The organism is Rhodococcus spelaei (assembly GCF_006704125.1).
Lineage (GTDB): Bacteria > Actinomycetota > Actinomycetes > Mycobacteriales > Mycobacteriaceae > Rhodococcus_G > Rhodococcus_G spelaei.
In genome coordinates, this window is sequence record NZ_VIGH01000006.1 from 272,111 (window position 1) to 293,396 (window position 21,286).

15 protein-coding genes are annotated in these 21,286 nt (G+C 69.2%); 8 read left to right on the forward strand and 7 right to left on the reverse strand.

Features of this window, described 5'->3' with window-relative positions; translation table 11 throughout:
- Positions 1-20: 20 nt before the first annotated feature.
- From FK531_RS15050 to metH, 7 genes are all read right to left on the reverse strand, one after another.
- On the reverse strand, positions 21-284 hold the full coding sequence (locus FK531_RS15050; RefSeq protein WP_142100658.1) for a phosphoribosyl-ATP diphosphatase: 264 nt from the start codon (positions 282-284) through the stop codon (positions 21-23).
- Between the two features lie 83 nt (positions 285-367).
- Positions 368-2,011 carry a dipeptide ABC transporter ATP-binding protein gene (locus tag FK531_RS15055; protein ID WP_142100660.1) on the reverse strand — a complete coding sequence of 548 codons (1,644 nt, stop codon included), beginning with the start codon at positions 2,009-2,011 and terminating at the stop codon, positions 368-370.
- Positions 2,008-2,823 (reverse strand): ABC transporter permease, encoded by an 816-nt coding sequence (locus FK531_RS15060; RefSeq protein ID WP_142100662.1) that lies wholly within the window; start codon positions 2,821-2,823, stop codon positions 2,008-2,010. Before FK531_RS15060 ends, FK531_RS15055 begins: the two co-directional genes overlap by 4 nt.
- Positions 2,820-3,770, reverse strand: coding sequence for an ABC transporter permease (locus tag FK531_RS15065; protein ID WP_142100664.1), 951 nt, complete (start codon positions 3,768-3,770; stop codon positions 2,820-2,822). Before FK531_RS15065 ends, FK531_RS15060 begins: the two co-directional genes overlap by 4 nt.
- Before the next feature lie 5 nt (positions 3,771-3,775).
- Positions 3,776-5,284: an ABC transporter substrate-binding protein gene (locus FK531_RS15070; protein ID WP_142100666.1), complete on the reverse strand. Its 1,509-nt coding sequence runs from the start codon at positions 5,282-5,284 to the stop codon at positions 3,776-3,778.
- A gap of 31 nt (positions 5,285-5,315) precedes the next feature.
- Entirely contained in the window at positions 5,316-5,987 is a 672-nt protein-coding gene (locus tag FK531_RS15075) for an HAD family hydrolase (protein ID WP_142100668.1), read from the reverse strand.
- Positions 5,988-5,995: 8 nt separating this feature from the next.
- Positions 5,996-9,565, reverse strand: coding sequence for a methionine synthase (metH, locus tag FK531_RS15080; protein ID WP_142100670.1), 3,570 nt, complete (start codon positions 9,563-9,565; stop codon positions 5,996-5,998).
- Positions 9,566-9,616: 51 nt separating this feature from the next.
- On the opposite strand from metH, the gene FK531_RS15085 reads away from it, so the two are divergent.
- The 8 genes from FK531_RS15085 to narI all read left to right on the forward strand — a co-directional run bounded on the left by FK531_RS15085 (position 9,617) and on the right by narI (position 21,240).
- Complete coding sequence (locus tag FK531_RS15085) at positions 9,617-10,513, forward strand: PAC2 family protein (RefSeq protein ID WP_142100672.1); 897 nt, start codon at positions 9,617-9,619, stop codon at positions 10,511-10,513.
- 110 nt (positions 10,514-10,623) lie between these two features.
- Positions 10,624-11,484 carry a haloalkane dehalogenase gene (locus tag FK531_RS15090; RefSeq protein ID WP_142100674.1) on the forward strand — a complete coding sequence of 287 codons (861 nt, stop codon included), beginning with the start codon at positions 10,624-10,626 and terminating at the stop codon, positions 11,482-11,484.
- A 114-nt stretch (positions 11,485-11,598) separates the two neighbouring features.
- On the forward strand, positions 11,599-14,073 hold the full coding sequence (nirB, locus tag FK531_RS15095) for a nitrite reductase large subunit NirB (RefSeq protein ID WP_142100676.1): 2,475 nt from the start codon (positions 11,599-11,601) through the stop codon (positions 14,071-14,073).
- Entirely contained in the window at positions 14,070-14,396 is a 327-nt protein-coding gene (locus FK531_RS15100) for a nitrite reductase (NAD(P)H) small subunit (protein WP_142100678.1), read from the forward strand. The genes nirB and FK531_RS15100 overlap by 4 nt, the downstream gene beginning before the upstream one ends.
- Positions 14,397-14,448: 52 nt before the next feature.
- Positions 14,449-18,153 carry a nitrate reductase subunit alpha gene (locus tag FK531_RS15105; protein ID WP_142100679.1) on the forward strand — a complete coding sequence of 1,235 codons (3,705 nt, stop codon included), beginning with the start codon at positions 14,449-14,451 and terminating at the stop codon, positions 18,151-18,153.
- Positions 18,153-19,796, forward strand: coding sequence for a nitrate reductase subunit beta (gene narH / locus FK531_RS15110; RefSeq protein WP_181762975.1), 1,644 nt, complete (start codon positions 18,153-18,155; stop codon positions 19,794-19,796). The genes FK531_RS15105 and narH overlap by 1 nt, the downstream gene beginning before the upstream one ends.
- Entirely contained in the window at positions 19,796-20,509 is a 714-nt protein-coding gene (gene narJ / locus FK531_RS15115; protein WP_142100681.1) for a nitrate reductase molybdenum cofactor assembly chaperone, read from the forward strand. Before narH ends, narJ begins: the two co-directional genes overlap by 1 nt.
- Positions 20,506-21,240 carry a respiratory nitrate reductase subunit gamma gene (narI, locus tag FK531_RS15120; protein WP_142100683.1) on the forward strand — a complete coding sequence of 245 codons (735 nt, stop codon included), beginning with the start codon at positions 20,506-20,508 and terminating at the stop codon, positions 21,238-21,240. The genes narJ and narI overlap by 4 nt, the downstream gene beginning before the upstream one ends.
- Positions 21,241-21,286: the final 46 nt, after the last annotated feature.

The following is a 21,286-nucleotide window of genomic DNA, read 5'->3' on the forward strand; positions in this document are numbered from 1 at the left end:
ACCGGGATTGCGAGCGGGGCTCACAGATGTCGGTAGACGTCCTCGAGCTTCAGCCCGCGCCCGACCATCAGGACCTGCACCCAGTACAGCAGCTGCGAGATTTCCTCGGAGAGTTCCTCGTCGCTCTGGTACTCGGCGGCGATCCACACCTCGCCGGCCTCCTCGATCACCTTCTTGCCCTGGGCATGAACGCCGGCATCCAGCGCGGCCACGGTGCCGGAGCCCTCGGGACGAGTGGCGGCACGGTCGGACAGCTCGGCGAACAGCGAGTCGAAGGTCTTCACGGCTGACCATTGTTTCACGAGTGCCGACGCGACTCCCATCGCCCCGCCCCTTCCCTGCTTTCCCCTGGAGTGGGGACCACAGGTCACGCGTCGGGCAGGACCAGTCGCGGCGCGCTCTCGATCAGTCGGGCGGTGTACGGGTCGCGGGGACGCTCGTACACCTCCTCGGTGGGGCCGCACTCCACGATCCGGCCGCGGTGCATCACCGCGACCACCTCGCAGACGTGCCGGACGACCGCCAGGTCGTGCGAAACCAGTAGCAACGTCAACTGGTAGTCGGCGACCAGTCGAGCGAGCAGGTCGAGCACCTGCGCGCGCACCGAGACGTCCAGCGCGCTGACCGGTTCGTCGGCGACAAGGATCTTCGGCGCGGTGATCAGGGCGCGGGCGATCGAGATGCGCTGACGCTGGCCGCCGGAGAACTGGTGCGGATAGCGCCCGGCCATGTCCGGTTCGAGACCGACGGCGACCAGCATCTCGGCCACCCGATCCGACGCGTCCCGATCCGAAGCTCCGACCGCGCCCGCCAGCGGTTCGGCGACGATGTCGCCGACCTTCATCCGTGGGTCCAGTGACCCCATCGGATCCTGGAACACGATCGACACGTCGCGCCGGAACTGCCGCAGGTCACGTTCGCGGGCCCCGACGATCTCGCGGCCGCCGACCCGGATCGAACCCGCAGTCGGGGTGTCGAGCGCACACAGCATCCGGATCAGCGTGGACTTCCCGGACCCCGACTCCCCGACCACCCCGAACCGCTCCCCGGCACCGACGTCGAAGGACGCCTCGGACAGCGCGCGCACCGGCTCGGCCGAACGCAGCAGCGAGGACCGCGCCCCGGGGTAGGTCCGGCCCAGTCCCCGGACCGCGATCAGCGGATCGGGGCACGCGTTGAACACCACCTCGCCCGCGGACTCGTGCGAGCCCGAACCCGAACCACCCGGACGCAGCTGCGAGGCGTCGAGCAACGACCGGGTGTAGGGATGCTGCGGATCCCCGAACACCGTGCGGATCGGGCCCGACTCGACGATCTCGCCGCCGCGCATCACCAGCACCCGCTCGCACAGCTGCGAGACCACGGCCAGGTCGTGGCTGATGAACAGCAGCGCGGTGTCGTGCTCGCGGACCGCGGTGTCGATCAGCTCCAGGATCTGCGCCGACGTCGTGACGTCCAGGGCGGTCGACGGCTCGTCGCAGATCAGCACTCGCGGCCGGTTGGCCATCGCGATCGCGATCAGGACGCGCTGCCGCTGCCCGCCGGACAGTTCGTGCGGATACGACCGCGCGATCCGCGGCGGATCGGGCAGGTTCACCGAGGCGAGCAGGTCCAGCACCACCGCCCGGCGTTCCCGGCGCCCGACGGTCCGGTCGTGCAGGGCGATGACCTCGGCCACCTGCTTGCCGACCTTCATCAGCGGATTCAACGCGGTCATCGGCTCCTGGAACACCATCGCCAGGTCGTCGCCGCGCAGCCTCGACCACGCCCGCTCCCCGGCGTCCACGAGGTTCCCCGCGACGCCGTCGAGCGTGATGGAGCCGCCCGCCCGCAGCGGCTCGGGCAGCAACCCCATCAGGCTCAGCGCCGTCAGTGACTTCCCCGACCCGGACTCGCCGATCAGCCCGAGGCGCTCGCCGGAGTCGAGGCCGAAGCCGACCCGGTCGAGCAGGATGCGCTCGCCCGCACGCACGCTCAGATCGGTGACCTCGAGCAGTGGCCGAATCGTCACGACCGCACCGCCTTCGGGTCGAGCCGGTCACGCAGCCCGTCGCCGAGCAGGTTGAACCCGAGCACCGTCACCGCGATCGCCAGGCCGGGCCACAGCATCACCATCGGCTGCAGGTACAGGTACGGCTGCGACTCCTGCAGCATCCGACCCCAGGACGGGGTCGGCGGCGGGGTGCCGAATCCCAGGTAGGACAGGGCGGCCTCGGCGAGCACCGCGATCGCGAAGGTGACCGAGGCCTGCACGATGAGTTCACTCGAGATGTTCGGCAGCACATGGCGAGTCGCGATACGGGACGGCCGCTGACCGCAGGCGCGGGCGGCGAGCACGTAGTCCTGCGACATCACCTGGCGGGTGCCCGCGCGCGAGACCCGCGCGAATCCCGGTGCGGCACCGATGCCGAGCGCGGTCATCGCGGTCAGCGTGGAACCGCCCCACACCGCAGCGAAGACGATGGCCAGCAGCAGCGCCGGGAATGAGAGCAGCACGTCGTTGCCCCGCATCAGCACCTCGTCCGTCGCACCGGGCCGCATCCCCGCACTGACCCCGACCGGGATGCCGATCACCGCGGCCACCGCCACCGCGACCACACCGACCAGCAGCGTGGTGCGCGCCCCGACCAGCAGCGAACTCAGGATGTCGCGACCGAAGTCGTCGGTGCCGAGCCAGTGCGCACTGCTCGGTGTCAGTAGCCGGGATGCGGAATCGACGACCGTCGGGTCGTAGGGGGTCCACACGAACGAGACGACCGCCGCGCCGACCACCAGCGCGACCAACAACCCACCCAACACCAGAGTCCCCGGTAGGCGCCTCATCTCGCACCGCTCCGCATGCGTGGGTCGATCGCCGTCGACACCAGGTCCACCAGCAGGTTCAGCACCAGTACGGCCAGCACGAGCACCATGACGATCGACTGCACCTCCGCCATGTCTCGCTGACTGACCTTGTCGAGCAGCAGGCTGCCGAGACCCGGGATCACGAACACCCGCTCGATCACCACCGCGCCGATCAGCAGCGTGGTCAGCTGCACGCCGGCGACCGTCACCACCGGGATGGCGGCGTTACGCAGGCCGTGCCGCAGCAGCGCCTGAGTCCTGGTGAGCCCCTTGGCCCGTGCGGTACGCAGGTAGTCCTCCCCCAGCTCGTCGAGTACCGCCGAGCGCACGTACCGCGTCAGCACGGACCCCTGCACCAACCCCAGCGCGAGGGCGGGCAGGGCCAGGTACGACAGGAAGCCTCCGACGCCCTCGATGGGCGCCTGCCAGCCGCTCGAGGGCAGCCAGCCCAACTCGACCGCGAACACGGTCGAGAGCAGCACCCCGGCCAGGAACGCGGGAATCGCGATGCCCACCTGACTGATTCCGCCGATCACCAGCCCGTCGGGCCTGCGGGCACGGACGGCGGCGGCGACGCCGAGCGGCAGCGCCATCGCCAGCGCGACCACCATGCCCGCCCCGACCACCCACGCGGTCACCTGCAGCCGGTCGAAGATCTCCGGCCCCACCGACTGCCGGGTCAGGTACGACGTTCCCATGTCGCCGTGCAGCATTCCCCACAACCAGCTGCCGTAGCGCTGGTAGAGCGGTGCGTCCAGTCCCATCGCGGTGCGCTCGCGGGCGACCTCCTCCGCGGAGGCCTGCACGCCGAGCGCGATCCGGGCGGGATCGCCCGGCAGCACCGAGAGCAGCGCGAACACCAGCACCGACGCGACGAGCGCGGTGAGCACGAAGATGCCGAGACGGCGGGCGAGCGCGACTGCCATCGGCGCTACCCCCGCCGCACCCGGGACAGGTCCAGCGCCAGCGAGGTCGAGTTGCGGGGCAGGCCGGTCAGATCCGCGTCCGCCACCACCAGGAGCGGGAACAGGAACAGCCAGTCCGCGGCCGCGTCGTCGGTGATGGTCCTGGCCACCTCGCGCATGGCGGCGACGTAGCCGGTGCGGTCGGCTGCGTCGGCCTCGGCGAGCAGCCTGGTCACCGCCGGATTGTCGTAGCCCCAGTAGAACTTCGGGTTCCCGAAGGTGGCGATGTCGTGCGGCTCGGAATGCTGGATCACCGACATCTGGTAGTCGTGCCGGGTGAACACCGAGTCCAGCCAGACTGCCGGGAACTCGACGGGGGTGGTCCGCACCGCGAATCCGACCTGCTGGAGCTGCGAGCTGACCACCTGCGCGGCCGCGGTGGCGTAGGGCAGGTTGGGTACGTCGAAACGGACCACCGGATGCGGGTTCCCGGCCTCGGCGAGTAGTGCCCGCGCCCGATCCGGGTCGAACGGGTAGACGCCGGTGAGGTCCTCGTACCAGGGGTCGGTCGGGGGCACCATCGAACCGATGAGCTCGCCGTAGCCGGCGTAGGCGGTGTCGCGCACCGCCTTCCGGTCCACTGCGTACATCACGGCGCGCCGGACCCGGATGTCGTCGAACGGCGCGACCGCCCCGTTCATCGACAGGGTGACCTCGCCGTTGGTGGTGCCCTGAGTGACGGTGAACCTGGAATCACCCGCGAACTGTCCGAGCAGCTGCGGCGCACCGAGTCCGTAGATCACGTCGACGCCGCCGCTGCGTAACGCGTTCGCCTGGGCGGTGGCGTCCGAGAAGTACCGCAGCCGAACATTCTTCATCGGCGGCGGCGATCCCCAGTAGCGTGGGTTCGCGGCCAACTGCAGTTCCGAGCCCGGGTTCCACCGCGCGACCGTGAACGGCCCGGTTCCGATCGCGGTGGTCGCGAGCTGCCCGACTCCGCCCGGGGTGAACATCGCCCCGACCGGTCCGGTCATCGCGAACAACCACTCGTTGCTCGGCCGGCTCAGCACCACCCGCGCCAGGTGCGGCGTCGGCGTCTCCACCCGGTCCACCACCGCCATCGCGGCGGGCGAGTTCGCGGTCCAGTCGGTCTTGACCCGCTCGATGCTGAACTTCACGTCGTCGGAGGTGAAGTGCGCACCGTTGCTGAAGGTGGCGTCCTCGCGCAGCGCGAAGTCGTAGACCGTGCGGTCGTCGCTGACGGTCCACGACGCGGCGAGCAGCGGGACGATAGTGCCGGCGTCGTCGAGCCGCACGAGGCCCTCGTAGACGTTGTCCAGCAACGCCTGCGGGATCGCGGCGCCCGCGGTGCGGGTGAAGTCGAGGTTGTCGGGCTTGGCGGTGAGCGCGACGGTGAGGGTGTCCGGGCCGCTCGGCCCGGCCAGTCCCGCGCCGGCGGAGCAGGCGCTCGCGGCGGCCACGACGACGGTCGCGGCGGCTGCTGCCCGAAGCAGCCCACCCCACCGTCGTGTCATGGCAGTGATCCTGCCACGACTACGAGAGCACCTACGGTTGTACCGACCGCCACACCGACATCAGGTCGTCCTCGCCCAGCCCGTGCAGTGACTCACGGTGCACCCGGCGCGGTCCCGTCGGCACGGGCACCTCGCACGGCACCACCAGGACCACCGCGCCCGCCGCCTCGGCCGCGGCCGCACCGGTCGGCGAGTCCTCGACGGCGAGGCAGTGTTCCGGCGCGATACCGAGCAGCTCCGCCGCGCGCAGGTACGGGTCCGGCTGCGGCTTGCCCGCCGGCACCTCGTCCCCACACACAGTGACGTGGAAGTGCTCGCGCCCCAGGGTGTTCAGCGCCTGCTCGGCCAGTTCCCGTTCGGTGTTGGTCACCAGCGCCGTGCGCAGGCCGCTGTCGCGGACCACGCCGAGCAGCTCCCGCGCACCCGGCCGCCACGGGATGCCGAGCGCGAACAGCTCGGTGACCCGCGCGTTCAGCCAGGCCGTCGCGTCCGCGAGCGCGGCCGGTGTCGGGTCGAGTTCGAGCGCGCCGAAGATCGTCGCCAGCGCGTCCGGGCCGGACGCCCCGATGATCGCGTGCCGGGTCTGCGGGGTCATCACTCCGCCGAGTTCGGCCGCCAGCTCGTGCATGGCGACGTCCCAGAGCTTCTCGGAGTCGAGCAGTGTCCCGTCCATGTCCCAGAGGACGGCCTTCAGGTCAGACATTGGCGACCTCAGACATTGAAATACTTGGCCTCGGGGTGGTGCAGCACGAACGCGTCGGTGGACTGCTCCGGGTGCAGCTGCAGTTCCTCCGACAGCTTGACCCCGATCCGCTCCGGCTCGAGCAGCGCCACCATCTTCGCGCGGTCCTCGAGCTCCGGGCAGGCGCCGTAGCCGAACGAGTAACGCGCACCGCGGTATCCGAGCTTGAAGTACTCCTCCACGTCGGCCGGGTCCTGCTCGGCGAGAGCGTGCCCGCCCGGCAGGGTGAGTTCCTCTCGCACACGCCGGTGCCAGTACTCGGCGAGCGCCTCGGTCAGCTGGACGCCGATGCCGTGCACCTCGAGGTAGTCGCGGTAGTTGTTCGCCGCGAACAGCTCGTTGGCGAAGTCCGCGATCGGCTGGCCCATCGTCACCAGCTGGAACGGCAGCACGTCGACCTGGTCGGTACGGCGCGCGTCCTCGCGCGAGCGCACGAAGTCCGCGATGCACAGGAACCGGTCGCGTTGCTGGCGCGGGTAACTGAACCGCATCCGCTCCGGCGCATCGGCTGTCGGCTCTGTGAGGACCACGACGTCGTCGCCCTCGGAGACCGCCGGGAAGTAGCCGTACACCACCGCCGCGTGCGCGAGGATGCCCTCGGACGCGAGCCGGTCCAGCCAGTACCGCAGCCGCGGCTTGCCCTCGGTCTCGACCAGCTCCTCGTAGGTCGGGCCGTCGCCGGCGCGCTGACCGCGCAGGCCCCACTGCCCGAGGAACAGCGCACGCTCGTCGAGCAGCCCGGAGTAGTCGGCCAGGGCGATGCCCTTGACGATGCGGGTGCCCCAGAACGGCGGCGTCGGCACCGTGATGTCGGTGGCCACGTCGGAGCGCTCCGGCACCACGACCGGCACCTCGGCGGCCTTGCGCGCCTCCGCGATTCGCTTGGACCGCTCGTGCCGGGCCTTGCGCTCGGCCGCCTTCTCCTTCGCGGCCAACGCTTCCGGGCTGTCCGGGTCGGGGCCGCCGCCGCGCTTGGTCGCCATGATCGAGTCCATCAGGTGCAGGCCCTCGAACGCGTCCCGCGCGTAGCTGACCTCGCCCTCGTACACGTCGGCGAGATCGTTCTCCACGTAGGAGCGGGTCAGCGCGGCGCCGCCGAGCAGGACCGGGAACTGCTCGGCCACGCCCTTGGCGTTCAGCTCGAGCAGGTTCTCCTTCATCACCACGGTCGACTTCACCAGCAGCCCGGACATGCCGATCACGTCGGCCTTCTTGTCGACGGCCGCGTCGAGGATGGTCGCGATCGGCTGCTTGATGCCGAGGTTGACCACCTCGTAGCCGTTGTTGCTCAGGATGATGTCGACGAGGTTCTTGCCGATGTCGTGGACGTCGCCCTTGACCGTCGCGATCACGATGCGGCCCTTGCCGTCCTCGTCGGTGGCCTCCATGTGCGGTTCCAGGTAGGCCACCGCCGCCTTCATCACCTCGGCGGACTGCAGCACGAACGGCAACTGCATCTGGCCGGAGCCGAACAGCTCACCGACCGTCTTCATGCCGGACAGCAGCGTCTCGTTGATGATCTCGAGCGGGGGCCGCTGCGTCATCGCCTCGTCCAGGTCCGCCTCCAGACCGTCCCGCTCGCCGTCGACGATGCGGCGTTCGAGCCGGTCGAACAGCGGCAGGCCGGCGAGCTCCTGGGCGCGGGTCTCGCGCGCGGACGCCGCGGAGACGCCCTCGAACAGTTCCATCAGCTTCTGCAGCGGGTCGTAGCCGTCGCTCCGGCGGTCGTACACCAGGTCCAGCGCGACCTGCCGCTGCTCCTCGGGGATCCGGGCCATCGGCACGATCTTGGAGGCGTGCACGATCGCGGTGTCGAGGCCGGCCTCGGTGCACTCGTGCAGGAACACCGAGTTGAGCACCTGACGTGCGGCCGCGTTGAGGCCGAACGAGATGTTCGAGATGCCGAGCGTGAAGTGCACCCGCGGGTGCAGGCGCTTGAGTTCCCGAATGGCCTCGATGGTCTCGATGCCGTCGCGGCGCACCTCCTCCTGACCGGTGGAGATGGGGAAGGTCAGCGCGTCGATGATGACGTCGGACTCGTCGAGGCCCCAGTTGGTGGTGATGTCCTCGAGGAGGCGCTGCGCGATCCGCACCTTGTGCTCGGCGGTGCGGGCCTGCCCCTCCTCGTCGATGGTCAGGGCGACGACCGCGGCGCCGTGTTCCTTGACCAGCCGCATGATCTTCTGGAACCGGGAGTCCGGCCCGTCGCCGTCCTCGTAGTTCACCGAGTTCACCGCGCAGCGGCCACCGAGATGCTCGAGACCGGCGCGGAGCACCTCCGGCTCGGTGGAGTCCAGCATCACCGGCAGGGTCGAGGCGGTCGCGAATCGGCTTGCGAGCGCGGCCATGTCCAGCGCGCCGTCCCGGCCGACGTAGTCGACGTTGAGGTCGAGCATGTGCGCGCCGTCGCGGGTCTGGTCCTTCGCGATGTCGATGCACTTCTGGTAGTTCTCGGCGATCATGGCCTCGCGGAAGGCCTTCGAGCCGTTGGAGTTGGTCCGCTCGCCGATCATCAGGATGCTTGCGTCCTGCTCGAACGGAACCGCCGAGTACAGCGACGAGGTGCCCGGCTCCGGGTTGGGCTTGCGCACGCCGCGTTCGACCAGCCGGACCGCCTCGGCCACGCGGGTGATGTGCTCGGGGGTGGTGCCGCAGCAGCCACCGACCATCGCCAGGCCGAACTCGGTGACGAAACCGCTCAGCGCGATCGCCAGTTCCTCTGCGGTGAGCGGGTATTCGGCTCCGTTGGCACCGAGCACCGGCAGACCGGCGTTCGGCATGACCGACACGGGCAGCCGCGAGTGCTTGGACAGGTGCCGCAGGTGCTCGCTCATCTCGTCCGGGCCGGTGGCGCAGTTGAGCCCGATCATGTCGATGCCGAGAGGTTCGAGCGCGGTCAGCGCGGCGCCGATCTCGCTGCCGAGCAGCATGGTGCCGGTGGTCTCCACGGTGACGTGGGTGATGATCGGGATGCGGCGCCCGAGCTGGTCCATGGCGTGCTGGCTGCCGATGATCGCCGCCTTGACCTGGAGCAGGTCCTGGCAGGTCTCGACGAGGATCGCGTCGGCGCCGCCGTCGATCATGCCCAGCGCGGACTCGGTGTACGCGTCGCGCAGCACCGCGAACGGCGCGTGGCCGAGGGTGGGCAGCTTCGTGCCGGGTCCCATCGAGCCGAGCACGAAGCGGGCCATGCCGTCGCGGCCGGGACCCATCTCGTCGGCGACGTCGCGGGCGATGCGGGTTCCACGCTCGGACAGGTCACGGATCCGGTGGGCGATGTCGTAGTCGGCGAGGTTCGGCAGGTTGCAGCCGAAGGTGTTCGTCTCGACGGCGTCGGCGCCGGCCTCGAAGTACGCGGCGTGGATGTCGCGCAGCACGTCGGGGCGGGTTTCGTTGAGGATCTCGTTGCAGCCTTCGAGGCCGAGGAAGTCGTCGAGTCCGAGGTCCGCGGCCTGCAGCATGGTTCCCATGGCACCGTCGCCGATCACAACGCGCTGTGACAGCGCATCCAGCAGGGCGGAGTGGAATGGGGCAGACATGCCGTCCAGAGTAGTGGGCGATGCGAACCACCCTGGTCGTAGGCTAGGCAGGTGAGTCCAACCGAACCCCTTGTCACGCCCGATGGCGACGTGCCCACGCTGCGTAACCCCATTCTGGTCGCCGCGTTCGAGGGCTGGAACGACGCGGGTGACGCCGCCAGCGGCGCCGTCGAACATCTGGAGTTGACCTGGGACGCACGCCCGCTGGCCGAGCTGGACTCCGAGGACTACTACGACTATCAGGTCAACCGGCCGCAGGTCCGGCAGGTCGACGGCGTCACGCGCGAGATCCAGTGGCCCGCGACCCGGATCTCGGTGTGCTCGCCCCCCGGCAGCGAACGCGACGTGCTGCTCCTGCGCGGGATCGAGCCGAACATGCGCTGGCGGAGTTTCTGCGACGACCTGCTCGAGATCATCGAGGACCTCGGGGTGACCACCGTGGTGATCCTCGGCGCACTGCTCGCGGACACCCCGCACACCCGGCCGGTGCCAGTGACCGGAACCGCGTACAGCACCGAGTCGGCGGAACGGTTCAACCTCGAGCAGACCCGCTACGAGGGTCCGACCGGCATCACGGGCGTGCTGCAGGACGAGTGCGTCAAGGCGGGCGTGCCCGCCATCTCGTTCTGGGCCGCGGTCCCGCACTACGTCTCGCAGCCACCGAACCCGAAGGCCACCGCGGCACTGCTGCAGCGGGTCGAGGACGTCCTCGACGTCGAGGTCCCGCTCGGCGAGCTGCCGTCGCTCGCGGAGGACTGGGAGCAGTCGGTGACCGAGATGACGGCCGAGGACGAGGAGATCGCCGAGTACGTCCGGTCGCTCGAGGAGCGCGGCGACGCGGAGGTCGACATCTCCGAGGTGATCTCCAAGATCGACGGTGACGCGATCGCCGCCGAGTTCGAGCGTTACCTGCGTCGGCGCGGTCCGGGCAGCTTCGGCGGTATGTGATCCGTTGACGACTTCGGAAGGCTGAACCCCGGAATCCGGGGCTCAGCCTTCCGAAACCGGCGCGGTGGGCGCAGCATGGAACGGGACGGACCCGCGGCAGAGGAGCCGTGATGACAATCGACTTCACACCGGACCCGGCGCTCTACCCCTTCGAATCGCGGTGGTTCGACGCGGCGCCGGGCCGCCTGCACTACATCGACGAGGGCGCAGGAACCCCGATCCTGCTGTGCCACGGCAACCCGACCTGGAGCTTCCTCTACCGGCACATCGTCACCCGACTGCGCGAGCACTTCCGGTGCATCGCCGTCGACTACCTCGGCTTCGGCCTCTCCGACCGGCCCGCCGACTTCGGCTACACGATCGAGGAGCATGCGCGGACTGTCGGGGCGCTGGTCGACCATCTCGGTCTCGACGGGTTCGTCACCATGGGCCAGGACTGGGGTGGACCGATCAGCATGGCCGTCGACGTCGACCGCGCCGACCGGGTCCGCGGCGTGGTGCTGGGCAACACCTGGTTCTGGCCTGCCGACAACCTGACCATGAAGGGCTTCAGCCGCGTGATGTCCACCCGATGGATGCAGCGCGCGATCCTCGAGAGGAACTTCTTCGTCGAACGCCTGATTCCCCGGGGGACGGCACGCGGCCTCGGGCCACGCGAGATGGATCACTACCGCGCGGTGCAACCCTCCCCGGGGGCGCGCCGGGGTGTGGCCGAGATGCCCCGGCAGATCCTCGCCGCGGAGCCGCTGCTGCGCCGGCTCGCCGCCGATGTGCCGACACGACTCGGAGCGAAACCGGCGCTGCTGGTGTGGGGCATGAAGGACACCGCGTTCAAGCCCGGCGCCTGCCTGCCCCGGATGAAGGCGACCTTCCCGAATCACGTGCTCGTGGAGCTCCCCACCGCCAAGCACTACATCCAGGAGGACGCGCCGGACGTGATCGCGGACGCAATCGCCGAACGTTTCGGCTGAGTCCGCCGTGTGTACGAACCCTGACAATGCGGTCCACCGACTCGTGAGTACTTCCTGATTCGGGCGTAACGTCCTCGCAGTCGCCGCGTCACCGGGACGCCCCACCCTCGATACATGAGGAAACTGCTGGTGGTCGGTAACGGCATGGCGGGCGCGCGCACAGTCGAGGAGATCCTCGGTCGCGGCGGCCGCGACCTGTTCGACATCACGATGATCGGTGACGAGCCGTACGGCAACTACAACCGCATCATGCTCTCGCACGTGCTCGCCGGCGAGTCCTCCGCCGACGACGAGGACCTGATCCTGAACCCGATGAGCTGGTACCGGGAGAACGGGGTCACGCTGTTCGCGGGCGACCGGGCCGTGCGGCTGGACCGGTTCGCCAAGTCCGTCACCTGTGAGAGCGACCGGGTCGTCGACTACGACGTGCTGGTCGTCGCGACCGGCTCCAGCACCTTCTTCCCGAACATGGACGGACTGCGCGAGCCGGACGGTCGCCTCGCCCGCGGCGTGTTCGGGTTCCGGACGATCGCCGACACCAACGGCATGCTGCAGATGGCCCAGGCCCGCGACGGCGTGACGGCGGTGGTGATCGGCGGCGGACTGCTCGGGCTCGAAGCGGCGTACGGCCTGCGCACCCAGGGACTCGCGGTGCACGTCGTGCACTCCCCCGGACACCTGATGAACCAGCAGCTCGACGAGCGCGGTGGCTCGGTGCTGCGCGCCAAGATCGAGGCACTGGGAGTGGGCGTGCACACCTCGGCACGGACCAGTGCCGTGCTGCGCGACGAGAAGGGCGCCGTGACCGGGGTGTCGTTCACCGACGGCAGCATCCTCGAGGCGGACATGGTGGTGGTCGCGGCGGGAATCCGCCCCAACGCCGAACTGGCCCGCGCGGGCGGCCTCGTCGTCGAGCGCGGCATCGTCGTCGACGACCAGATGCGCTGCGAGGACGAGGGTTCGGTGTACGCGGTCGGCGAGTGTGCCCAGCACCGCGGTGAGACGTACGGTCTCGTCGCGCCGGTGTGGGAGCAGTCCGTCGTCCTGGCCGAGCACCTGACCGGCACGAATCCCGAAGCCGCCTACCAGGGTTCGCGGTCGACGACGAAGCTGAAGGTCGCCGGCGTCGACGTCGCGGCGATGGGCGTCAAGGGTCCCGAACTCGACGGCGACGAGTTCCTGCAGTTCTACGACTCGCGCAACGGCACCTACAAGAACGTCGTGGTGCGGGACGGCAAGCTGATCGGCGCGACCCTGATGGGCGAGATCGGCAAAGCGGGCTTCCTCACCCAGGCGTTCGACGGAAAGGTCGAACTCCCCGAGGACCGCCTGACGCTGCTGTTCGACCTCGCCGACGGGTCGACCACCACTGCCGCTGACCTGCCCGACGAGGCGCAGGTGTGCAACTGCAACGGCGTCAGCAAGGGTGACCTGGTCGCGTGCGTGCACGCCGGCGCCTCGACCCTCGGCGAGGTGGTCGCGAAGACGCGCGCGGGCAAGGGCTGCGGTTCCTGCAAGGGCCTGGTCGCCGACATCGTGGCCTGCGCGGCAGGCGGTGCGCTGCAGGCGGATCCGGCTGCCGACTGGTACGTGCCGTGTGTGCCGATGACGAAGGCGGAACTGATCGCCGCGGTGCGCGAACGCGACCTGCGGGCGGTCTCGCAGGTGTTCGCCGAGCTCGCCGTCGACGGCCGCGAGGACGCGACCGCGAAGATGCCGCTCGCCTCGCTGCTGCGCACCGTCTGGGGACCGGACTGGGTGGACGAGCGCGGCGCCCTGTTCATCAACGACCGGGTGCACGCGAACATCCAGCGCGACGGCACCTTCTCGGTGGTGCCGCAGATGAAGGGCGGGGTGACCACCCCGGACCAGTTGCGGCGCATCGCCGACGTGGCCGACAAGTACGAGGTGCCGCTGGTGAAGGTGACCGGTGGCCAGCGCATCGACCTGCTCGGCATCCGCAAGGAGGACCTGCCGAAGGTGTGGGGCGACCTCGGGATGCCGTCGGGATACGCCTACGGCAAGAGCATGCGGACGGTGAAAACCTGCGTCGGCAGCGACTTCTGCCGCTTCGGTCTCGGCGACTCGACCGCGCTGGGCATCGCGCTCGAGGAACGGTTCCAGGGACTCGAGACCCCCGCCAAGCTCAAGCTCGCGGTCGCGGGCTGCCCGCGCAACTGTTCCGAGGCGCTGTGCAAGGATCTCGGCGTCGTGTCCGTCGGGGACGGGCGCTGGGAGGTCTACGTGGGCGGCGCCGCCGGGGCACACATCCGCAAGGGCGATCTGCTCGCCACGGTGGACTCCGCGGATGCGGTCCTGCAGTTGGCCGGCCGCTTCATCCAGTTCTACCGCGAGGACGCGAAGTGGCTGGAGAGAACCTACGACTGGGTGCCGCGGATCGGACTCGAACGGTTGCAGGCGTTGCTGATTCGAGACGAGGAGGCTGTCGTGGCCGGACTGGACGAGCGGATGACATCGGCGGTCGCGGGCTACCGCGACCCCTGGCTCGAGCGCAGCGAGCCGAAGTCGCCCGCGCAGTTCACGCCGTCGCTGCCGCTGCTTCCGCTGCCGCAGGTGCCGGTCCGATGACCGCGCCGACGCACACCGCGGCCGAGGTGACGGTCGGCCCGGTCACCGACCTCACCCCGGGCGAGGGCCGGACCTACGCCGTGCAGGGCCGCCAGGTCGCGGTGTTCCTGTTGGCGGACGGGACCGTTCGCGCGATGGACGCGGTGTGCCCGCACAAGGCCGGTCCCCTCGCCGACGGCCAGTTCGACGGCGCCGCCGTCACCTGCCCTCTGCACCAGTACGTCTTCGCCTTCGACACCGGCGTCTGCACCTCCGACGGTGTCCCCGCCGTGCGCACCTACCCGGCCCGCATCCGCGGCGACACGGTGTACGTCGAGATCTGACCGTCGTCATCACAGCCCAGCCCGGCCCGTGAGCTCTTCCCGAGAGGTATTCATGTCCCAGAACCCCAGCACGTTGGACGCGGACGCACTGCTGAAGTTCGGCAAGCACTTCCAGCGCGGCGAGGCCTCCCCCGACCTGCGCACGCTGCACCAGATCGGCGGCCGCACCTCCGACGACTTCTACCGGGACCGGATGTCCTACGACAAGGTGGTCCGCTCGACCCACGGCGTGAACTGCACCGGATCGTGCTCGTGGAAGATCTACGTCAAGGACGGGATCATCACGTGGGAGGCGCAGCAGACCGACTACCCGTCGATCGGACCGGACAAGCCCGAGTACGAGCCGCGTGGCTGCCCGCGCGGCGCCTCGTTCTCCTGGTACACCTACTCGCCCGCCCGGGTCCGCTACCCGTACGTGCGCGGTGAACTGCTCGAGATGTACCGGGAAGGCAAGGAGCGCCTGAAGGACCCGGTGCTCGCCTGGGCCGACATCGTCACCGACCCGGAGAAGTCCAAGCGCTACAAGTCCGCTCGCGGCAAGGGCGGCTTCGTGCGGGCCGAGTGGTGGGAGGCCGCCGAGATCGTCGCGGCCGCGCACGTGCACACCATCAAGAAGTACGGACCGGACCGCGTCGCCGGGTTCTCGCCGATCCCGGCGATGTCGATGGTCTCGCACGCGGTCGGCACGAGGTTCGTCTCGCTGCTCGGCGGCGCGATGCTGTCCTTCTACGACTGGTACGCGGATCTGCCGGAGGCCTCGCCGCAGGTGTTCGGCGACCAGACCGACGTGCCCGAGTCGGCCGACTGGTTCGACGCCGGCTACCTGATCATGTGGGGCTCCAACGTCCCGGTCACCCGAACCCCGGACGCGCACTACATGACCGAGGCCCGCTACCGCGGCCAGAAGGTCGTCGTGGTCTCCCCCGACTACGCGGACAACACGAAGTTCGCGGACCAGTGGCTGCCCGCGCGGCCCGGCACCGACGGCGCCCTGGCGATGGCGATGGGGCACGTGATCCTCAAGGAGTTCTTCGTCGAGAAGACCACCGAGCGGTTCACCGACTACGTCAAGCGCTACACCGACCTGCCGTACCTGATCACCCTGGACGAACGTGGCGGTGTCAACGGCGAACCCGGCGGCTACGTCCCCGGAAAGTTCCTCACCGCAGCCGATCTCGGCGACACCTCCGAGGGCGCCGAGCACAAGACGGTGCTGCTGAACTCCGAGACCGGCGAGACTGTGGTACCGGGCGGCTCCCTCGGACACCGGTTCACCGAGTCCGGGAAGGGCCACTGGAACCTCGACCTGCACGGCGTCGACCCGCTGATGACGATGTACGACGACGCCGACATGGCCGCTACCGCCGTCGCGGTCGACTTCCCGCGCTACGACACCTCGACGCCCGGCGTACTGCGGCGCGGCGTGCCCACCCGGACGGTGGCCGGCCGGCTCGTCACCACCGTCTTCGACCTGATGCTCGCCCAGTACGGCGTCGGACGCCCGGACCTGCCGGGCACCTGGCCCACCGGCTACGACGACACCGAGGAGCCGTACACGCCGGCATGGCAGGAGACCGTCACCGGCGTCCCCGCCGCCGCGGCGGCACGGGTCGCGCGTGAGTTCGCCGACAACGCCGATCGTTCCGGCGGTCGCTCGATGATCCTGATGGGCGCGGGCACCAACCACTGGTTCCACTCCGACCAGATCTACCGGTCCTTCCTGACCCTGACCATGCTCACCGGTTGCCAGGGCGTGAACGGCGGCGGCTGGGCGCACTACGTCGGGCAGGAGAAGTGCCGCCCAGTCACCGGCTGGGCGACACTGGCGTTCGGTTCCGACTGGTCCCGGCCCGCCCGGCAGATGCAGGGCACCATCTTCTGGTACCTGGCCACCGACCAGTGGCGCTACGACCCGTTCACCGCCGAGGTGATGGCCTCGCCGCTCGCGGACGGTCAGTTCGCCGGCCGCACCGCCGCGGACAACATCGCACTCGCCACCCGCCTCGGCTGGATGCCGAGTTACCCGACGTTCAACCGCAATCCGTTGGACCTGGCCGACGAGGCCGAGCGGCTCGGCAAGGACCCCGCCGCGCACGTCGTCGACGGCCTCAAGACCGGGCACCTGCAGTTCGCGGTGGAGGATCCCGACGCGCCGGAGAACTTCCCGCGGTGTCTGACGGTGTGGCGCTCGAACCTGCTCGGTTCGTCCGCGAAGGGCAACGAGTACTTCCTCAAGCACCTGCTCGGCGCCGACTCCAATCTCAATGCCCGTGACTCCGAGGGGGTTCGGCCGCAGGAGATGGTGTGGCGCGACGAAGCGCCGGAGGGCAAGCTCGACCTGCTGACCACCCTCGACTTCCGGATGACCAGCACGACACTGTTCTCCGACGTGGTGCTGCCCGCGGCGACCTGGTACGAGAAGCACGACCTGTCCAGCACCGACATGCACCCGTTCGTGCACGCGTTCTCACCCGCCATCTCCCCGCCGTGGGAGACCAAGACCGACTTCGAGGCGTTCCACCGGATCGCCCGCGGCTTCAGCTGGCTCGCCGAGAAGCACCTCGGCACCCGCCGGGACATCGTCGCGGTACCACTGACCCACGACACCAACGACGCGACCGCACAGCCCGGCGGCCGGGTACTGGACTGGAAACATGGTGAGTGCGAACCCATTCCCGGCAAGACGATGCCGAAGATCGTCCTCGTCGAACGGGACTACACCGCGATCGCGGAGAAGCTCGGCGCGCTCGGCCCGCTGGTGGAGGAGCTCGGCCTGACCACGAAGGGCGTGACCACCTACCCGACCGAAGAGGTCGAGTACCTGCGCGGGGTCAACGGCACCGTGGCCAGTGGTGTGGCGGCGGGCCGGCCCTCGCTGGCGAAGGACAAATACGCCTGCGAGGCGATCCTCGCGCTGTCCGGCACCACGAACGGTCGCCTCGCCACGCAGGGCTTCGAGCACCTGCAGGAGCGCACCGGGACGGAGCTGGTGGACCTGGCCGCAGAGAACGAGGGCACCCGAATCCGGTTCGCGGACACCCAGGCCCGGCCGGTGCCGGTGATCACCTCGCCGGAGTGGTCGGGCAGTGAGACCGGCGGCCGGCGGTACTCGCCGTTCACCATCAACACCGAACGGCTCAAGCCCTGGCACACGCTGACCGGCAGGCAGCACTTCTACCTCGACCACGACTGGATGTCGGAACTCGGCGAACAGTTGCCGATCTACCGTCCGCCGCTGGACATGACGGCGCTGTTCAGCGAGCCGGCGGTCGGGGAAACGCACGGCAACGGCGTGGGCGGGTCCGTCACCGTCCGCTACCTGACCCCGCACAGCAAGTGGTCGATCCACTCGGCATACCAGGACAACCTGCACATGCTGACCCTCTCGCGGGGTGGGCAGTCGATCTGGATCTCGGATGTGGACGCCGCGAAGATCGGCGTGGAGGACAACGACTGGATCGAGGCGACCAACCGCAACGGCATCGTGGTGGCGCGCGCGATCGTGAGCCACCGGATGCCCGAGGGCACGGTGTTCATGTACCACGCCCAGGACCGGGCGGTCGGGGTGCCGCGGACCGAGCGCACCGGCAAGCGAGGCGGCATCCACAACGCGTTGACCCGGCTGATGATCAAGCCCTCGCATCTCATCGGCGGCTACGCCCAGCAGTCCTTCGCGATGAACTACCACGGCCCCACCGGCAATCAGCGCGACGAGGTCACCACGATCCGTCGCCGCGACCAGGAAGTGACGTACTGATGAGAGTTATGGCGCAGATGGCCATGGTGATGAACCTGGACAAGTGCATCGGCTGCCACACTTGCAGCGTCACCTGCAAGCAGGCCTGGACCAACCGTGGCGGCGTCGAGTACGCCTGGTTCAACAACGTGGAAACCCGTCCGGGACAGGGCTACCCGCGGCAGTACCAGGACCAGGAGAAGTGGAAGGGCGGCTGGACGCTCAACAAGCGCGGCAAGCTGACGCTCAAGTCCGGCTCGCGAATGAAGCGGCTGCTCAACATCTTCGCGAACCCGGACCTGCCGACCATCTCCGACTACTACGAGCCGTGGACCTACGACTACGACAACCTGCTGGCCTCGCCCGCCACCGACACCGTCCCCGTCGCGAAGCCGGTGTCGGCGATCACCGGCGAGGACACGAAGGTCACCTGGGGCGCGAACTGGGACGACGACCTCGGTAGCGGCCCCGACCAGGTCGGCAAGGATCCCCTGCTGGCCAAGGTGTCCGACAAGGTCAAGCTCGAGTTCGAGCAGACCTTCATGTTCTACCTGCCGCGCATCTGCGAGCACTGCCTCAACCCGGCCTGCGCCGCGTCCTGCCCGTCGGGCGCGATCTACAAGCGGTCCGAGGACGGCATCGTCCTGGTCGACCAGGACAAGTGCCGTGGCTGGCGTCAGTGCGTCACCGGCTGCCCGTACAAGAAGATCTACTTCAACCACAAGACTGGCAAGGCCGAGAAGTGCACGTTCTGCTACCCGCGGATCGAGGTCGGCATCCCGACCATCTGCTCGGAGACGTGCGTCGGCCGGCTGCGCTACCTCGGGGTGATGCTCTACGACGCGGACGCGGTGCTCGAGGCCGCCTCGGTCACCGACGACAAGGACCTCTACCCGTCGCAGCTGGGGGTGTTCCTCAACCCACACGATCCGCGGGTGGTCGCCGAAGCCGAGCGCGCCGGCATCTCCGCGGAGTTCATCGAGGCGGCCCAGAACTCGCCGGTGTACAAGCTGATCGTCGACTACCAGGTCGCGCTGCCGCTGCATCCGGAATACCGCACCATGCCGATGGTCTGGTACATCCCGCCGCTCTCGCCGATGGTCGAGGCACTCTCGGACACCGGCCACGACGGCGAGGAGGCCGACAACCTGTTCGGCGCGATCGACGCGCTGCGGATCCCGATCGAGTACCTGGCGGAACTGTTCACCGCGGGTGAGGTCGGTCCGGTGCGGGCCTCGTTGCAGCGGCTCGCCGCGATGCGTGCACACATGCGTCGGGTCAACCTGGGCGAGCCGATCCGGCCGGAGGTCGCCGAGGCGGTTCGGCTGTCACCCGAGGACCTCAACGCGATGTACCGGCTGCTCGCGTTGGCCAAGTACGAGGACCGGTACGTGATCCCGAACGGCGCCGGGTCGGACGCGCACCGGCTCGACGCGCTCGCCACCGGTTGCAGCCTCGAGGAGGACGGCGGTCCCGGCATGACGGCCTTCGACGTGATGGCCGACAAGTTCCACCTGACCGAGCAGGCGGAGGACACCAATTCGACTGCGGCACCGGAGAACAAGTCGGGACGGATCAACCTGCTCAACTGGGACGGCAAGAGCACCGAGGGGCTGGTCCCGACCGGAGTGGGCGCCCTCGCCCCGAGCCGGGACGACGACTGATGGGCGCGCTCGGTTTGCGTCGCCGGGTTGCGGGCAGATTCCGGCCCACCGCCGACACACTGACCGAACGGGACCAGCAGCTGGTGTGGCGGATCGCCGCACTGCTGCTGGACTACCCGACCGAACAGACCCTCGGCATGCTCGGCGACCTCCGGGAAGTGGCGGCGACGGTGCCGGGACCGGCCGGCGAACACCTGGTCGAGTGCCTGGACTTCATGGGGGCCACGCCCCGGATCGAGTTGTCCGCGCTGTACGTCGAGACCTTCGACCTGCGGCGGCGCAGCAGCCTGCACCTGTCGTACTACGCGTACGGCGACACCCGGAACCGTGGAATGGCGTTGCTGCGCTTCAAGAACGCGTATCGCAACGCCGGAGTGACCCTCGGCGACCACGAGTTGCCCGACTACCTGCCGGTGGTGCTCGAGTTCGCCGCGACCGCCGACGCCGCCCGCGGCTACCGGCTGCTGGTGACCCACCGCGCGGTCGTCGAGGTACTGCGACTGTCCTTGCGCGACGGCGGTTCCCCGTTCGCCGGCGTGCTCGACGCGGTGTGCATGACACTGCCCGACCTCGACACCGACGACCGTCAGCAGGTGGCGAAGCTCGCCGCCGAGGGCCCGCCCGAGGAGGCGGTCGGACTCGACACCTACGCACTCGACCCTGCCCTGCACCCCTCCATCGATGAGTACCCCGAGATCGGAGCACGACGGTGACCACGCTGCTGTGGCTGACCCTGCCGTACATCGCCCTGACGTCCTTCGTGGTGGGCCACATCTGGCGCTACCGCAAGGACCAGTTCGGCTGGACGACGCGATCCTCGCAGATGTACGAGAGCCGGCTGCTGCGCCTGGGCAGCCCGCTGTTCCACTTCGGCATCCTGGCCGTGCTCGCCGGGCACGTCGGCGGTGTGCTGATCCCGGCCGCCTGGACCGAGGCGATCGGACTGTCCGACCACTCGTATCACGTGATGGCGGTCGGTCTCGGCGTGCCCGCGGGGATCGCGACCGTGGTCGGACTGGGGATCCTGCTGTACCGGCGGATCACCGTCGTGAGCGTCCGGAAGGCCAGCAGCACCAGCGACAAGGTCATGTACGCGTTGTTCGTCGTCGTGATCGCCACCGGGATGTTCAACACCATGGGCGAGAACCTGATTCTCGGCACGTACGACTACCGGTCCACCGTCTCGCCGTGGTTCCGCAGCCTGTTCTCGTTGAGTCCGCAGCCGGATCTGATGGTCGGGGTGCCGTGGAGTTTCCAATTGCACGGTTTGACCGTTTTGGCATTACTTGCCATATGGCCGTACACGCGTCTGGTGCACGTATTCAGTGCGCCGATCGGATATCTCGGTCGTCCGTACGTCGTGTACCGCAGCAAGGACCCCCGCCGACCTGGGGGAAACCGGTACGACCGGGCCTGGGAAACCGCGAACCGAAATAGGGCCTGAACATGAGGCAGAAAGCCACGCGTACGCGCGAGCGATCAACTAGCGT

What these genes read in the sequence shown, in the direction of transcription:
- FK531_RS15060 (WP_142100662.1), bottom strand. Translation starts at nt 2,823, where the DNA reads ATGAGGCGCCTACCGGGGACTCTGGTGTTGGGTGGGTTGTTGGTCGCG.
- FK531_RS15065 (WP_142100664.1), bottom strand. Translation starts at nt 3,770, where the DNA reads ATGGCAGTCGCGCTCGCCCGCCGTCTCGGCATCTTCGTGCTCACCGCG.
- FK531_RS15070 (WP_142100666.1), bottom strand. Translation starts at nt 5,284, where the DNA reads ATGACACGACGGTGGGGTGGGCTGCTTCGGGCAGCAGCCGCCGCGACC.
- FK531_RS15075 (WP_142100668.1), bottom strand. Translation starts at nt 5,987, where the DNA reads ATGTCTGACCTGAAGGCCGTCCTCTGGGACATGGACGGGACACTGCTC.
- metH (WP_142100670.1), bottom strand. Translation starts at nt 9,565, where the DNA reads ATGTCTGCCCCATTCCACTCCGCCCTGCTGGATGCGCTGTCACAGCGC.
- FK531_RS15090 (WP_142100674.1), top strand. Translation starts at nt 10,624, where the DNA reads ATGACAATCGACTTCACACCGGACCCGGCGCTCTACCCCTTCGAATCG.
- nirB (WP_142100676.1), top strand. Translation starts at nt 11,599, where the DNA reads ATGAGGAAACTGCTGGTGGTCGGTAACGGCATGGCGGGCGCGCGCACA.
- FK531_RS15100 (WP_142100678.1), top strand. Translation starts at nt 14,070, where the DNA reads ATGACCGCGCCGACGCACACCGCGGCCGAGGTGACGGTCGGCCCGGTC.
- FK531_RS15105 (WP_142100679.1), top strand. Translation starts at nt 14,449, where the DNA reads ATGTCCCAGAACCCCAGCACGTTGGACGCGGACGCACTGCTGAAGTTC.
- narH (WP_181762975.1), top strand. Translation starts at nt 18,153, where the DNA reads ATGAGAGTTATGGCGCAGATGGCCATGGTGATGAACCTGGACAAGTGC.
- narJ (WP_142100681.1), top strand. Translation starts at nt 19,796, where the DNA reads ATGGGCGCGCTCGGTTTGCGTCGCCGGGTTGCGGGCAGATTCCGGCCC.